Origin of the sequence: Endozoicomonas sp. G2_1, from assembly GCF_017744155.1 — a bacterium.
Taxonomy (GTDB): Bacteria; Pseudomonadota; Gammaproteobacteria; order Enterobacterales; family Alteromonadaceae; genus JAGHQT01.
Map to the genome: position 1 here is coordinate 1 of NZ_JAGHQT010000015.1, position 14,095 is coordinate 14,095.

The 14,095-nt window shown below is 44.2% G+C and carries 12 protein-coding genes; 1 reads left to right on the plus strand and 11 read right to left on the minus strand.

The features are described 5' to 3' along the window. The first annotated feature begins 311 nt into the window (after positions 1 to 311). On the plus strand, positions 312 to 1,676 hold the full coding sequence (locus tag J7384_RS14625) for a hypothetical protein (RefSeq protein ID WP_209115216.1): 1,365 nt from the start codon (positions 312 to 314) through the stop codon (positions 1,674 to 1,676). Here J7384_RS14625 and J7384_RS14630 read toward each other — a convergent pair. From J7384_RS14630 to leuS, 11 genes are all read right to left on the minus strand, one after another. Next, a complete protein-coding gene (locus J7384_RS14630; protein WP_209115217.1) occupies positions 1,673 to 2,062 on the minus strand; it encodes a hypothetical protein in 390 nt (129 codons plus the stop codon). The genes J7384_RS14625 and J7384_RS14630 overlap by 4 nt on opposite strands. 179 nt (positions 2,063 to 2,241) lie before the next feature. Further along, complete coding sequence (locus tag J7384_RS14635) at positions 2,242 to 3,474, minus strand: serine hydrolase (RefSeq protein ID WP_209115218.1); 1,233 nt, start codon at positions 3,472 to 3,474, stop codon at positions 2,242 to 2,244. A 183-nt stretch (positions 3,475 to 3,657) separates the two neighbouring features. Continuing rightward, positions 3,658 to 4,689 (minus strand): septal ring lytic transglycosylase RlpA family protein, encoded by a 1,032-nt coding sequence (locus J7384_RS14640; protein WP_209115219.1) that lies wholly within the window; start codon positions 4,687 to 4,689, stop codon positions 3,658 to 3,660. 8 nt (positions 4,690 to 4,697) lie between these two features. Next, positions 4,698 to 5,828, minus strand: coding sequence for a rod shape-determining protein RodA (rodA, locus tag J7384_RS14645; RefSeq protein ID WP_348523878.1), 1,131 nt, complete (start codon positions 5,826 to 5,828; stop codon positions 4,698 to 4,700). Then, positions 5,828 to 7,909 carry a penicillin-binding protein 2 gene (mrdA, locus tag J7384_RS14650; protein ID WP_209115220.1) on the minus strand — a complete coding sequence of 694 codons (2,082 nt, stop codon included), beginning with the start codon at positions 7,907 to 7,909 and terminating at the stop codon, positions 5,828 to 5,830. The genes rodA and mrdA overlap by 1 nt, the downstream gene beginning before the upstream one ends. An 11-nt stretch (positions 7,910 to 7,920) precedes the next feature. Further along, on the minus strand, positions 7,921 to 8,391 hold the full coding sequence (gene rlmH, locus J7384_RS14655) for a 23S rRNA (pseudouridine(1915)-N(3))-methyltransferase RlmH (RefSeq protein WP_209115221.1): 471 nt from the start codon (positions 8,389 to 8,391) through the stop codon (positions 7,921 to 7,923). Positions 8,392 to 8,400: 9 nt separating this feature from the next. Beyond that, on the minus strand, positions 8,401 to 8,718 hold the full coding sequence (rsfS, locus tag J7384_RS14660) for a ribosome silencing factor (protein ID WP_209115223.1): 318 nt from the start codon (positions 8,716 to 8,718) through the stop codon (positions 8,401 to 8,403). Positions 8,719 to 8,800: 82 nt separating this feature from the next. Further along, on the minus strand, positions 8,801 to 9,541 hold the full coding sequence (gene nadD, locus J7384_RS14665; RefSeq protein ID WP_209115225.1) for a nicotinate-nucleotide adenylyltransferase: 741 nt from the start codon (positions 9,539 to 9,541) through the stop codon (positions 8,801 to 8,803). A gap of 48 nt (positions 9,542 to 9,589) precedes the next feature. After that, positions 9,590 to 10,708 carry a DNA polymerase III subunit delta gene (gene holA / locus J7384_RS14670; RefSeq protein ID WP_209115227.1) on the minus strand — a complete coding sequence of 373 codons (1,119 nt, stop codon included), beginning with the start codon at positions 10,706 to 10,708 and terminating at the stop codon, positions 9,590 to 9,592. A gap of 19 nt (positions 10,709 to 10,727) precedes the next feature. Beyond that, positions 10,728 to 11,240: an LPS assembly lipoprotein LptE gene (gene lptE, locus J7384_RS14675; RefSeq protein WP_209115229.1), complete on the minus strand. Its 513-nt coding sequence runs from the start codon at positions 11,238 to 11,240 to the stop codon at positions 10,728 to 10,730. A gap of 115 nt (positions 11,241 to 11,355) precedes the next feature. Further along, positions 11,356 to 13,941 carry a leucine--tRNA ligase gene (leuS, locus tag J7384_RS14680; protein ID WP_209115230.1) on the minus strand — a complete coding sequence of 862 codons (2,586 nt, stop codon included), beginning with the start codon at positions 13,939 to 13,941 and terminating at the stop codon, positions 11,356 to 11,358. Between the last annotated feature and the right edge of the window lie 154 nt (positions 13,942 to 14,095).

Below are 14,095 nucleotides of genomic sequence, written 5' to 3' on the forward strand. Positions count from 1 at the left end.
ACGGCATCAAGACAAGATGGAGAAACAAGAAGAGAAACGTCAATTACATTTACTAGGATAACCCAGCCCCCTTGTTTAGGGGGCTTACGCAAAGCCACCTTCTTTAGAAGGTGGATTCTTTACTTTTGTTAGTCAGTTTTTGTTTTATAAATTGAGTAAAACCATTAAAGCTGACAACAGAAGAGTTACAAAGAATTAAGAAGAGTGCTACTACTTACATAAACAATATCTTCGCACCGAAAGAATAACCGCAAAATCTCACTCTAATAAGCAGTAGTTAAATGGCAATTAAAAGATAACGCAAAAAACTTATGGCAGAAGTTTGTTTACAAAGTGTGCAGCAAAAAAGATTATCAAGTTTGTCTTTACTTGGGTTGCTGTTTGCACTTGGCTACGCTTATTTAGCTGTTCAATCCAAGACGCTACTGACACTCGCGCCAACGCTGACCATACTCATTACCTTTTCATTATTACTGTTCAGCTATTGGTATTACCTTAAGTGGGGCAACCATCAACCGACGTTTGCTGAGATTTTTTTGTGGGCGGTTGTGTTTCGCAGTATCGCACTGGTTGGTGAGCCAATACTCGAAGACGACTTTTATCGTTATCTGTGGGATGGTTTCACATTGGTTACTTATGGCAGCCCTTACGGAATCGCACCTGAGGCTTACTTTGATGCCGAAGGGGTTCCAGCGCTAATGCAATCGACGCTTGACGGCATTAATAACCCTCATATCGCGACAATATACGGCCCAGTCAATCAATTGATTTTTGCTTTAGGCTACCTGATTGCGCCCGGCCAGGTGTGGCCGTTGCAGTTAATTTTTGCTTTGTTTGATCTCGGTGTTATCTACTTACTAAAAGGGTTAACCAGCCACAGGAATATCCTTTTATATGCGTGGTCGCCTTTGCTAATCAAAGAATTTGCTTTTACCGCCCATCCAGATGTTATGGCGGTGTTTTTTCTACTCGCCGCTAGTCTCTGTTTTCTTAAACACAAACCGCAATGGCTTGGCGCTTTTGCGGCACTAGCGGTAGCGAGTAAAGTGTTCGCTCTGGTAGCTATACCTTTGCTGCTGCTTCGCTCGATTCGCGCTTGGCTGTACTTTACCATTGTTTTGGTTTGCTTGTATTTACCATTTGCCGACAGTTTGTTCTTTGCCAATAGTGAGCACGGTTTTAACGCGATGTCGTCGGGCTGGTTTTTTAACGCGCCACTTTATCTTTTGTTTGCTGAGTACTTGTTTACTCTCAAGCTACTGACTGCTTTGTCATTCATTGGACTTTGGTGTTGGCTAGCAGCCAAGTTTATCTTTGCTGAGCAGATGGTAAAAGTCGGTTTATTTGAGGGCGAAGCGACAGAACAGCGTGTTCATTTGCCTCGAATGGATTATTTATTTGCCGGGCTTTTATTACTGGGACCAGTACTAAACCCTTGGTATTGGGTTTGGGTCTTGGCATTTGCCGCCATTTGGCCAAGTATTTGGGCGTGGTTGACTAGTCTCGCTTTACTCTTGAGTTACATTATTGGTTTGCATCTGGAGTCTTTGACACTTGGGGCTTATCAACACCCCAATTGGGGGGTAGTTGCCGAGTTTGGTCTTGTCGGACTCGGCTTTATCTTGAGTAGTAAATCCGTTCAGCAATTGCTATTTAAGCGATTGGGGAGGCATTAACTCAAATGCAGTTTAAAACGGTTGTTGACAAAGTATAAGTAGATGAATAAATCATCGCGATTTAATACTTGGTAGATGGCTTTGCTGGTGTCATCACAGCGATAGAGTGCTTTTGCTAAATCGTTGTACTTTTTACCTTTGTAGGCTTTTAACGTGCTGCGTTTTATTTTTTTAACTGCACCCGCTTTTTCTTCATCCAAAAAGCAAAACTTTACTCTGCCATAAGCTTTTGTTCTGCCTTTGAAAAGCTTCTTGCCTTTTTCATAAACTGGATCTGTTTGCACTTTGGGAAGGTTGCGATAGTGACCGCCAGTGCTACCTGAGGCAGCAGCAGTTAAAGAAAAAACTGACACTAAGCCAGCGATTAAAATGTTGCGATAAAACATATCTCGACCTCAGGAATTGATTTAGCTAGAAAACCAGACCCAAATGTCAGTGTATAAATTTCAGCCGTGATAGAATTGTGATAATTCTAGGAGAGCAGTGTAGAGCGTTTAACAGCAGTAACAAAAAAGCAGGTAGAACTTTCGTTCATACCTGCTTCTCAAAAAAACTAGTGACTCGACTAGTTGGCGAACTGTAGTTTTACGTAGTCAACCAAACGGCTAAATAAGCCGCCTTCGTTAACTTCTTGTAAAGTGACTAACGGATATTCAGCAATGTCTTCCCCGTCTAGTTGTAGGAACACCTTACCTACAACTTGTCCTTTACTGATTGGTGCCGTAAGTTGTTGGTCAAGCTCAAAATTTGCTTTCAAGTTTTTGCGTTGACCACGAGGAATGGTGATTGGGGTATCGGTTAAAATACCAAGTTCAACTTGCTCACTGTCACCCATCCACACGCGATTAGTTGTCAATTTATCGCCAGCTTTATACGGCGTGTAGGTCTCGAAAAAGCGGAAGCCATAAGTTAATAGTTTTTTGCTTTCTACTTTACGGGCGCGGTCGCTGTCGGCACCCATAACAACGCTCACTAAGCGCATACCGCCTTTAGTCGCTGAAGTCACTAGGCTATAACCAGCTTCAGAGGTATGGCCGGTTTTAATGCCGTCAACATTCATACTTTTGTCCCATAACAGGCCATTGCGGTTGTATTGTTTGATGTTGTTGTAGGTGTATGACTTTTGCTTGTACAAGACGTATTCAGACGGAACATCTCGAATCAGTGCAACACCGAGAGCGGCCATGTCACGAGGAGTTGTGTAGTGTGATTCACTGTGTAAACCGTGGCTATTTTCAAATAAGGTGTTGTCCATACCAAGTTGCTTGGCATAGGCATTCATCATGTCGGCAAAGGCGCTTTCACTACCTGCAATGTGTTCAGCCATGGCAATACACGCATCATTACCTGAGGCAACAATAATACCTTGGTTGAGATCGCCAACGGATACTTCAGTACCTACTTCTAAAAACATTAACGAAGAACCCTTTAGTACAGGTGAACCTGTAGCCCACGCATTTTTACTAATGGTGACCATGTCGGTTTCTTTAATGTTATTTTGTTTTAGCTCTTGGCCGATGATGTAACTGGTCATCATCTTAGTCAGGCTCGCTGGCGCCAATAATGTGTCTTCATTTTCACCAGAAATCACTTTGCCGGTATTGTAATCAATTAAGATGTGGCCTTTGGCGTTAATTGTTGGTGCATCAGGGATAATAGTGGCCGCGTGAGCGACAGATGTCGTTGTTGCAATAACCACCGCACTAGTGCTGGCAACAGCGATAAATTTACGACTAATTCGTGCAAAAAGAGGGCTGAGTTTGTTTAATAAATAATGAGAAGAATTGGGGTAAAACATAGTTTTCCTATTTAATCGGAGGACAATAAACTCAAGGATATATTTAAAGGTATAACGGCAGAGTATACCAGCTTTATTGCGCTTGGCTACGCTCAAACCAAGGGATTTGCAAGTAAAAAGTAAAAAAGTTTTACTGAGTATTTACTCTGGTAGATTAGTGTGACTGAGTTTGAACTTCGCCGATTATTGGCCTGGTACGAGAGTTTTAATAAAAGCGTTTGGGTAGCCAGAGCTTTTTAGTTGTTCAAGCACTTGCTGTAGTCGGCTAGATTGTTGAAATGGACCAATTTGAATGCGATAAAGTCCTTGATACTCAGCGCTCTGAGCAGTTATCTGGTAAAGCGAACTCAAAGCCGCGACAGTTTTATCGGCGGTGTTTTTATCTCGGGTGACAAAAACTTGAATCACCTTATTGTAACCACCGCTATCTATTGGCGTTGCTTGTGCTGCGGATAGCGTTGAGTGGCTTGCATTCGTTGAATTAGAATTTATTTTGGGGTCGTTGGGCGTGACATTATTAACTGGCCCACTAGCAAATGATGCTGCTGTGTTAACACTGCTCTGCACAAGCTCTTGAGCGCTTGTTACGTCGTTATTGGCAGTTTGAACTATATCTGTATTTTGGCTGGTGTTTACCGGTAACTCGGGATTAGTGCCGGGAATGATTGCCCGTCCGTATTGATCAAATTCAGTTATCGCTTGAATACGAACTTGTGCCGTACCTGTTTTTAGCATATCGAGCTTGAATGCTGCGCTATATGATAGGTCGATAACACGGTTTTGGTGAAAAGGGCCTCTGTCGTTGACTCGAACAATAACACTTTTATTATTGGCAGTATTGGTGACTTTGGCATAGGTTGGCAGCGGTAGGTTTTTATGAGCTGCACTCATGCCGTACATATTGTAAATTTCGCCGTTGGAGGTTAAATGACCGTGGAATTTTTTACCGTACCAAGAGGCGGTACCAGTTTGCTCAAACCCTTTAGCACTGGCTAACACTTGGTAATTTTTGCCTCTTACTTGATAGTTTTTATTACCACCTCGGCTAGGTGGCTCAGCGCGAGGAATTGCGTCTTCTAGTTCGTGACTACTGGGCAGACGAGTTGGAATACTATCGTGTTTTTGCTGATAGCGGCCGTATTGGCTACTAGTGCAAGCAGAAAGTACTGTACTGACTAGCAACAACGGGAGCCAAGTGCGCGAACTGTTATTCATCAAGGTAACTAACCAATAAAGCGTTTTCGGGTACTAATACCCATTAGCATGCCAAAGCCTGCCATTAATGTCACCATTGACGTACCGCCATAACTCACTAGCGGCAACGGAACCCCAACTACAGGTAACAAGCCTGAAACCATGCCGATATTAACAAAAACATAAACAAAAAAGGTTAAGGTAATACTACCGGCCAATAACTTGTTGAAGGCAGTTTGAGCATTAACGGCTATCCATAAACCGCGCATAACGATGGCGAGATAAACTAATAGTAATAGTGTTACGCCAATCAACCCGAACTCTTCACTAAAAACAGCAAAAATAAAGTCGGTGTGGCGCTCTGGTAAAAATTCTAGCTGTGATTGTGTACCTTGTAACCAGCCTTTACCGTAAATACCACCAGAACCAATCGCGATTTTTGATTGAATAATGTGGTAGCCAGTGCCCAGTGGATCTTGCTCGGGATTCAAAAAAGTAAGTACGCGTTGTTTCTGGTAATCCTTCATTAAAAACAACCAGAGTATTGGCGCAAATGCTGAGGCTAGGGCGGTGCAAACGCCAATTAATCGCCAGCTAGCACCGGCTAAAAAGATGACAAAGATGCCAGAGCTGGCAATCAATAGTGAAGTCCCTAAATCTGGCTGTTTGGCTATAAGTAAGGTCGGCATTAATACCAGGACAAAGGCGAGAATAATATCAGTGGTTTTACTGGGCAAGTCAGCTCGGCTCAAAAACCATGCAATCATAATTGGCACGACAAGTTTCATCACTTCAGAGGGTTGGAAACGGAAAAAACCAAGGTCGAGCCAACGTTGAGCGCCTTTACCGACGTGTCCAAAGAGCAATACGCTGACTAACAGCAAAATACCGATAACAAACAAGGGTACTGCCCATTTGCGAAATAAACTCGGGGTAATTTGAGCAACAATAAACATTACCACCAATGAAATCCCCAGTCGAACCGCTTGCCTAATCACTAGTGCTTGGTCTTGACCACCCGCGCTATAAACAACGAAAAGGCCAAGCAACATCAGGGCTAAAATGCCCAGTAATAATGGCATATCAATGTGAAGTTGCTGCCATAATGATAAACGTTTGGTTTGGTGTTGGCTTTGATCTAAGGCATTGCTGGTTAGCACTAGTGACCACCTAAGGCAAAATTAAACGGAGATTGATGGAGTTTGGCGTGTTGTTCAGGTGTTAACTGAGAATGGTCAGCGAGTTGGCCCGTTTGGTTTAGGCTATCAAACGGCAATACTGCCACTTGCTCTGCGCTAATATTTCGCTCACCAAAATACTGATCCATCATCTGCCTTGCAACGGGAGCTGCATTGGTACCGCCACCGCCTTTTGCAACATTTTCAATCGCGACAGCAACAATAATTTCGGGCTTGTCATAAGGTGCAAATGCAATAAACATGGCGTTGTCGCGCTTGTTTTCTTGAATTTTGTCGGCTTCGTACTTTTCGTCTTCGCCTAAACTAGCAACCTGCGCCGAGCCGGTTTTACCTGCAGCGTCGTACTTGCTACCTTTAAAAGCATCATGAGCTGTGGCACCAACAACTTGCACGGTATTGTGCATAGCATCTAAAACATGTCGCCAGTTTTTTGCTTGTTTAAGCTCAACAGGTGGCTTGTCTTCATAGTGAATTGTTTCTGTTTTTAACACGGTAGTTTGGCCTGGCACATAGCTTGCTGTTTGCTGGTTTTGTTGCTGCGCCTCACTTTCAGGTAAACCTTGAATCACAGAAGTTGTCGTTGCTTGCAACAGGTGCGGAATGTGAACGTCGCCTTGGTTAACCAAAATAGAGGTTGCTTGTGCCAGTTGCAGCGGTGTTACTGTCCAGTAACTTTGACCAATACCAATAGAGACTGTTTCACCTGCATACCAAGGCTGGTTGTAACGGGCGCGCTTCCAGCCAGCACTTGGCAAGACACCTCGGCTTTCTTCGTGTAAATCGATACCTGTGTAGTCGCCAAAACCGAACTTTTCCATCATGGTACTAATGCGGTCGATACCGAGTTTGTAGGCTAAGTCGTAATAGTAAATATTGCACGACTGCTCTAACGAGCGCGACAAGTTGACCCATTCGTGGCCCCATTTTTTCCAGTCGCGATATTTCTTTTCAACCCCTTTGATTTGGTACCAACCGGGATCCCAAATTCGGGTTTCGGGGGTGATAATTTCGTGCTCTAAGCCGGTTAACGCCATAAATGGTTTTATGGTTGAAGCTGGCGGGTAGCCTTGTAAGGCGCGATTGATCAGCGGTAAATCTTTTGAGTTCAATAGCCGGCGATAGTTTTTACTACTAATGCCGTGGACAAATAAATTGCCGTCGTAGGCTGGGTTTGAATACATCGCCAAAATGCCGCCATCACGGGCATCCATCGCAACCACAGCGCCGCGTTTTCCCGACAGTGCGCGCTTGGCGATCATCTGTAACTCAATGTCGAGGGATAAGGTCAAGTCTTTACCGGGTACCGGCGGCGTGAAGTCTAATGTTCTAAGCACTCGGCCTTGGTTGTTTACTTCTACTTCTTGCCAACCAATTTGACCGTGCAAAATATCTTCGTAGTACTTTTCTAAGCCGAGTTTGCCAATATCTCGAGTCGCGGCATAGTTTTCAGACTTGCCTTCTTGTTCGAGCAAGTTAGCGTCTCGACGATTGATACGAGCAACGTAGCCAAGTGTATGGGTGGTTAAGTCGGCAAATGGGTAGTAGCGTTTAAGGCGCGCTTCAACGAAAACACCGGGGAATTTGTGTTGATTGACCGAGAACAAAGCAACTTGTTGATCGCTTAGGCGCGATTTTAGTTCAATGGGCTTAAAGCGGCGTTTGCGTTTTAAGTTTTTAAAAAACTTGTCTTGTTGTTCTTGGCTCAGTTCCAGTAAATCACTCACTTCAGCTATAGTGGCGTCAATATCTTCGACTTGCTCAGGAATCACTTCTAAGCTGTAAATCGGTTTGTTTTCCGCCAGCATCACGCCATTGCGATCGTAAATTAAGCCGCGATTAGGGGCGACTGGCAATAACTTAATGCGATTAGAGTTTGAGCGGGTTTGGTACTTTTCGTATGACTTTACTTCGAGTTGATAAACGTTACTGAATAAAATCAGTAACATAATAACAACACCTATAAAAGTAATAAAAGTGCGCCGAGCAAATAGGTTTGCTTCAGCGCTGTGATCGCGAATCGTGACTCGTTTTGGCTTCGCCATCGCTTGATATCCTACTCTCGGTGATACGGATGGTTATTATTAATACTCCACGCGCGGTAGAGACTTTCTGCCACCAACACTCTTACCATAGGGTGTGGTAAAGTCAGTGGTGACAATGACCACTTTTGTTCAGATGCTTGAATACAGGCGGGAGCTAAGCCCTCAGGCCCACCAACGAGTAAAGCAACGTCTCGGCCGTCGTGCTGCCAGCGTTCTAGTTGGTTAGCGAGTTGTGGTGTTGTCCACGGTTTGCCTTCTACTTCAAGTGTAACAATGCGATTGCCTTTGGGAATGGCAGCGAGGGTTTGCTCGCCTTCTTTTTCCAATATTCGAGCAATATCGGCATTTTTTCCGCGTTTACCCGGTGGGATTTCAACGAGATGAAAGCTCAAATCGCGAGGAAAGCGCCGGCGATATTCTTCAAAGCCTTGGCTCACCCAAGCCGGCATTTTAGTACCAACGGCATATAAGGTAATGCGCATAGCCTTTGGTTAGCTCCAAAGTTGCTCAAGTTGGTAGGTATCGCGGGTTTCATCAGTCATCACATGAACAACAACGTCGCCCAAATCAACTAATGACCACTCACCAATGTCGTTGCCTTCAACACCTAAAGGTTCAACACCAGCGGCGCGGCTTTCCAAAATAACATGCTCAGCGATAGATTTTACGTGGCGGCTAGAGTTGCCTGAACAAACTATCATAGCATCAGCAAAGCTGGCTTTGCCTTTTACATCGAGTACCGTGATATCACGGCCTTTTAAATCGTCAATTTTATCGGTAACAAAAGCGATTAACGCGTCGGTTTGCAAGAGATTTTCCTATCTTTGGTATTTTTTTGAAGTGTAGCACTTTTGCCAAAATGAGTTAAGCGGCAAATGTTATCGCGGCCGATTAATCACAATAAAGCTGCTGCTCTCGAATGTAGTCAACAATATTTGGCAACAGGTACTGACTGAGCTGTTTTTGTTTCGTTAACTGTTCACTCAGTTGTTCACATGGGCTGACGTTATTAACCTCGATGCTAGTCACTTGTTTTAGCGCTGCTCTTAACTCCGTTGACGAGATGTTAAACTGCTGGCTCTGAGCAAAGATAATTTGACCGTGCCCTTGTTTAATCTTTTCAATATCGGTGACTTGATGTCGCTCAATTATTGCTGCCAAGTTGTCATCGGCATGTTGACGTGAATAACCCGGTCGTTCGCTAACAACAAGGTTAGTAAGCAATAACAAGTCTTGCCAACGATGCCAGCTCTGTAATGACAGCAGAGAATCCATACCAATAAAAAAGAAGCGTTGGCTACTAGGGTATTGCGCGGCAATCTCGGTGAGGGTGTCGACGGTAAAAGACGGTTTGTCGCGTTTGAGTTCTCGGTCATCTAAGCAAAATAACGGCATTGCCTGACACGCGAGTTTGACCATGGCAACTCTTTGCTCGCTGCTGGCAATAGTGCCTGATTTATGCGGTGGAATATGCGCTGGTAGCAAAAAAACTTGTTCAAGTGTTAACTGCTCAGCAATTTCCTGAGTTGGCATTAGATGGCCTAGGTGAATGGGGTCGAAAGTACCACCTAAAATACCAATTTTTTCAGCGCTATTTTCTGCATTGTTTTTGGCACTGTTGTCAGCTGACATTAACTTGCTCTCTTGATGTTAACGATGTTGCTTATAATGGCGAGTTGGTTAAAAGTTAGCACCAGCATAATGCGTACCTAGGGTATTGCTACTGAGGTAGTCGAGTGAGTAATGCTCTGCCAATGATGAATGGTAAAGACTCAGGCAAACATCGAGTAACAACAGGAAAGGGTTAAACTCGCTGGCGCTTTTACTAATTAAATCGGTATCGGCAATTCGGCTAATCGCTTGTTCAATGTTGGCTATTGATATTTTGCTCAGTGCTTGTTGATACAGAGGCTGACGTTTTGGCCAAATGCGAAACTGTTTAAACAACTCGTTAGCTTGTTGCTGTTGATAAACCATAGCAGCTTTCATTTGATAGAGTTGGTCTAGTTCTTTATGCAACAACCAAATAATCTGTCCAGCGGCAACGCCTTCTTGCGCCATTGCCTCTAGCATAGTGGCACATTGTTGCAAGTTACCGGCGAGCAGGCTATCAATTAACTGAAATGGGTTAAACCTCGCCTGATTAATCAATAGTGGCTCAGCTTGTGATAAAGTGATAGCGCCTTGGGAGTCGAATTGCTCTGGCTCAAAAAAGTTACCGCTGTGATAGAGCAGGGCGAGCTTTTCCAACTCTTGCGCTAAGGCGAGTAAATTGCCTGAGAATAAGGTCAGCATAAACTGGCTAAGCTCGTTACTTATTCTGATTTGTTGCTGTTTCGCGCGTTGATTAAGCCATTGGCTTAAATGTTTACCCTCAAGTTCATAAACCGGCAAAAAGGTCGCGTGTTGTTCTAGCGCTTTAAACCATTTGCGTTTTTGGCTTGCACCGTCGAGTTTGCTGCCGTGAATTATCAGTAAAACGTCTGGCTCAATTGCTTCTGTTAAACTGATTAATGCTTTGGCACCGCGTTCATTGACTTTACCGGTAGGGAGTTCTAACTCTATGATTCGCCGACTGGCAAACAAGCTCATGGCTTGGTATTCCTGAGTTAACTCAGCCCAGTCAAACTTATCGTCGCCGTAAAAGCGAATTAACTCACTAAAGTCTTGTCGTTGCGCGCAGTCTTTGATTTGACTGAGCGCATCCTGTTTTTGCCATGGCTCGTCACCAAAAACCAAATAAACACCACTAAGCCCCTGTTGGAGCTTGTTGGCGAGTTGGTTGTGGTAAATTTTCACGGCGTCGGCTTAGAGGCTGTTATGACTGGCTATTGTCGAGCTGAGTGACTTGAATACTGGCCATGTTGCGCAAAATACGGTCGGCAGCGACCTTACGCATTTCACTGAGTAATAAATCGAGCTCGCGACTTTTACCTAAAGCGATATTGGGATCGTCTTGGTAATCGCGGTAGAGTTCAAAACTGAAACCCTGTGGCGCTTGCTCAGCAATTAACAGTTGATATTTTACCGTGTAAATCAGCTCGTACTCGGCAACTTGTCCATTGGGGAATAACGACAAGGTTCTGCGGTCGAGCTGGTCTTTCAAAATTCTCAATTCTGGCAAATCACCACGACTACTGGTTACTATGTTAACTTGATTGTTAGTCAGGTGTTGTTTGACTAATCGAGTGAGTTCGCCATAGCGATCTTGTGAACTCAGGTACAAGGTTTTAAGCTCTGGCGCCAGTAAATAATCGCCGCGTAGCTGAAAGCCACAGCTAGTTACTGCCAATGAAAGTGCAAGTACTAGCAAGGCGCTAGTACTTGTCATTTGCCGGCTAAACATTGATTTTAAGTGCTTAAAGATCATGTTTATGGCTATCTCCGTGTTGATTAGTCTTATGCTGTGTCTAGCGTTTAGTTACTTATCGAAATCGTTTATGCGACTAGTTAGCAACGATATTTAGCAATTTACCTGGCACGTAAATGACTTTGCGAATCGTTTTGCCATCGGTAAATTTGCTCACGTTTTCTTCACCTAGTGCTAGTTGTTCAACAGACTCTTGGCTTGCATCTGCGGCCACTGTAAGTTTAGCGCGCAGTTTGCCATTAACTTGCACGATAATTAGTTTCTCGTCTTCAACAAGTGCAGACTCGTCAACCGTTGGCCATAAGGTGTCTTCAACAGGGTTGCCGTCACCAACTAGTTGCCACAAGTGATGGCTCAAGTGAGGTACGATTGGTGTCAACATTAGAATAACTGAGCGAATCGCCTCTAACATAACGGCGCGGTCTTCGTCGCTGTCAAGCTTGGCTTTTGTTAGATGATTCATTAATTCCATAATCGCGGCAATGGCTGTGTTAAACGTGTTGCGACGGCCAATATCGTCACTTACCTTAGCAATGGTTTTGTGAAGCTCACGACGCAATTGTTTTTGTGCGCTGTTTAGTGTTAAACCTTCTAGGCTCGGTTTAGTTTCACCAGCATTAAAATCTGCGACTAATTTCCACACCCGCTTTAAGAAGCGGTGCGCGCCTTCAACACCTGAATCAGACCACTCTAGTGTTTGCTCTGGTGGTGATGTAAACATAATGAACAAGCGTACAGTATCAGCACCGTATTGCTCGATAACTTGCTGTGGGTCAATACCGTTGTTTTTCGATTTTGACATTTTGCTCATACCAGCCGAAATAACCGGCTCGCCGTCGAGCTTGCTGATAGCGCTTTCCACTTGGCCTTTGTCGTTGCGAGTCACTTCAACGTCGCTTGGAGCAATCCAATCTTGCGCGCCATTTTCTGCTTCGCGGTAGTAAGTGTCGGCTAACACCATACCTTGACACAATAAGCTCTTGAACGGTTCGTCACTATCAACTAAACCGACATCACGCAGTAATTTGTGGAAAAAACGCGAGTATAGTAAGTGCAAAATAGCGTGCTCAATACCACCGATGTATTGATCAACAGGTAGCCAGTAGTTAGCTTTTTCTGGATCTAACATGCCGGTATCGTTTTCTGGTGAGCAGTAACGCGCGTAATACCAAGACGACTCCATAAAGGTGTCGAAAGTGTCAGTTTCACGCAATGCGGCTTCACCGTTGTAAGTGGTTTTAGCCCACTCTGGATCATCTTTAATTGGCGATGTTACGCCATTCATCACGACATCTTCTGGTAACTCAACCGGCAATTGATCTTCTGGCACTGGCACTGATTCGCCATTGGCTAGGTTAATCATTGGGATTGGCGTACCCCAATAGCGCTGACGAGAAACGCCCCAGTCGCGCAAGCGGTAGTTAACGGTAACTTTACCTTTACCTTGAGCAATTAACTCATCTGAAATAGCTTTAAAAGCCGCGTCAAAATCCAGGCCATCAAACTGACCAGAATTAATCAGTGTGCCTTTTTCGGTAATTGCTGCTTTGCTGATGTCATCGTTTTCACCGCCAGCAATCACTTGTTTAATCGGTAAACCGTAAGCGTTCGCGAATTCAAAATCGCGCTGGTCGTGACCTGGTACCGACATAACCGCGCCTGAACCGTAATCCATTAATACGAAGTTTGCTGCCCAAACAGGTACTTCTTCACCAGTAAGTGGGTGAATCGCTTTCAAGCCAGTATCAACACCTTTCTTTTCAATAGTAGCGACATCAGCTTCTGATGTTTTGGTGTTTTTACACTCAGCAATAAAGTCAGCAAGTGCAGAATTGTTTTGTGATGCTTTTACACTTAGTGGGTGAGTTGCGGCTAAGGCAACATAGGTCACACCCATTAATGTGTCAGGGCGAGTTGTATAGATATCAAAGCTTTCATCACTGTCGCTGTTGGCAACTTTGAAGGTCATTTCGACACCTTCAGAACGGCCAATCCAGTTGCGCTGCATGGTTTTAACTTGTTCAGGCCAACCGTCAAGTTGGTCTAAGTCGTTGAGTAACTCTTCAGCGTAATCAGTAATTTTGATAAACCACTGTGGAATTTCTTTGCGCTCAACCAAGGCGCCTGAACGCCAGCCGCGACCATCAATAACTTGCTCATTGGCCAATACGGTTTGGTCAACTGGGTCCCAGTTAACCGTGGCATTTTTCTTGTAAACTAAACCTTTCTCGTAAAGCTTAGTGAAGAACCATTGTTCCCAGCGGTAGTAATCTTTGCGACAAGTTGCTAACTCACGATCCCAGTCGTAACCAAAACCTAATGATTTTAACTGGTTGCGCATGTAATCAATATTTTGATACGTCCATTTAGCGGGCGCTGAGTTGTTTTTAATCGCTGCGTTTTCCGCCGGTAAACCAAACGCATCCCAGCCCATAGGTTGCATGACGTTTTTACCTTGCATACGCTGGTAGCGAGAAATTACGTCACCTAAGCTATAGTTGCGCACGTGCCCCATGTGTAAACGACCACTTGGGTATGGGAACATTGACAGACAGTAGAATTTTTCTTGGCCTGGTTTTTCTTGTGCTTTGAAGGTTTGGTTATCTTGCCAAAACTGCTGTACTTCGGCTTCAATCGCCTGCGGATTATATGTAGATTCCATTAAATCTTTCTCAAACATCTCATTGAGCAGCGCAGCCATTTAATAAGGGATTAATCTATAGACAGCAGTAATATCTCGCGCCTATTTTCCCCAGTAAATAAGACTAAAATCGCTAGGTAAAAAATATCGCCATAGAATACCCGATAGCGCTACT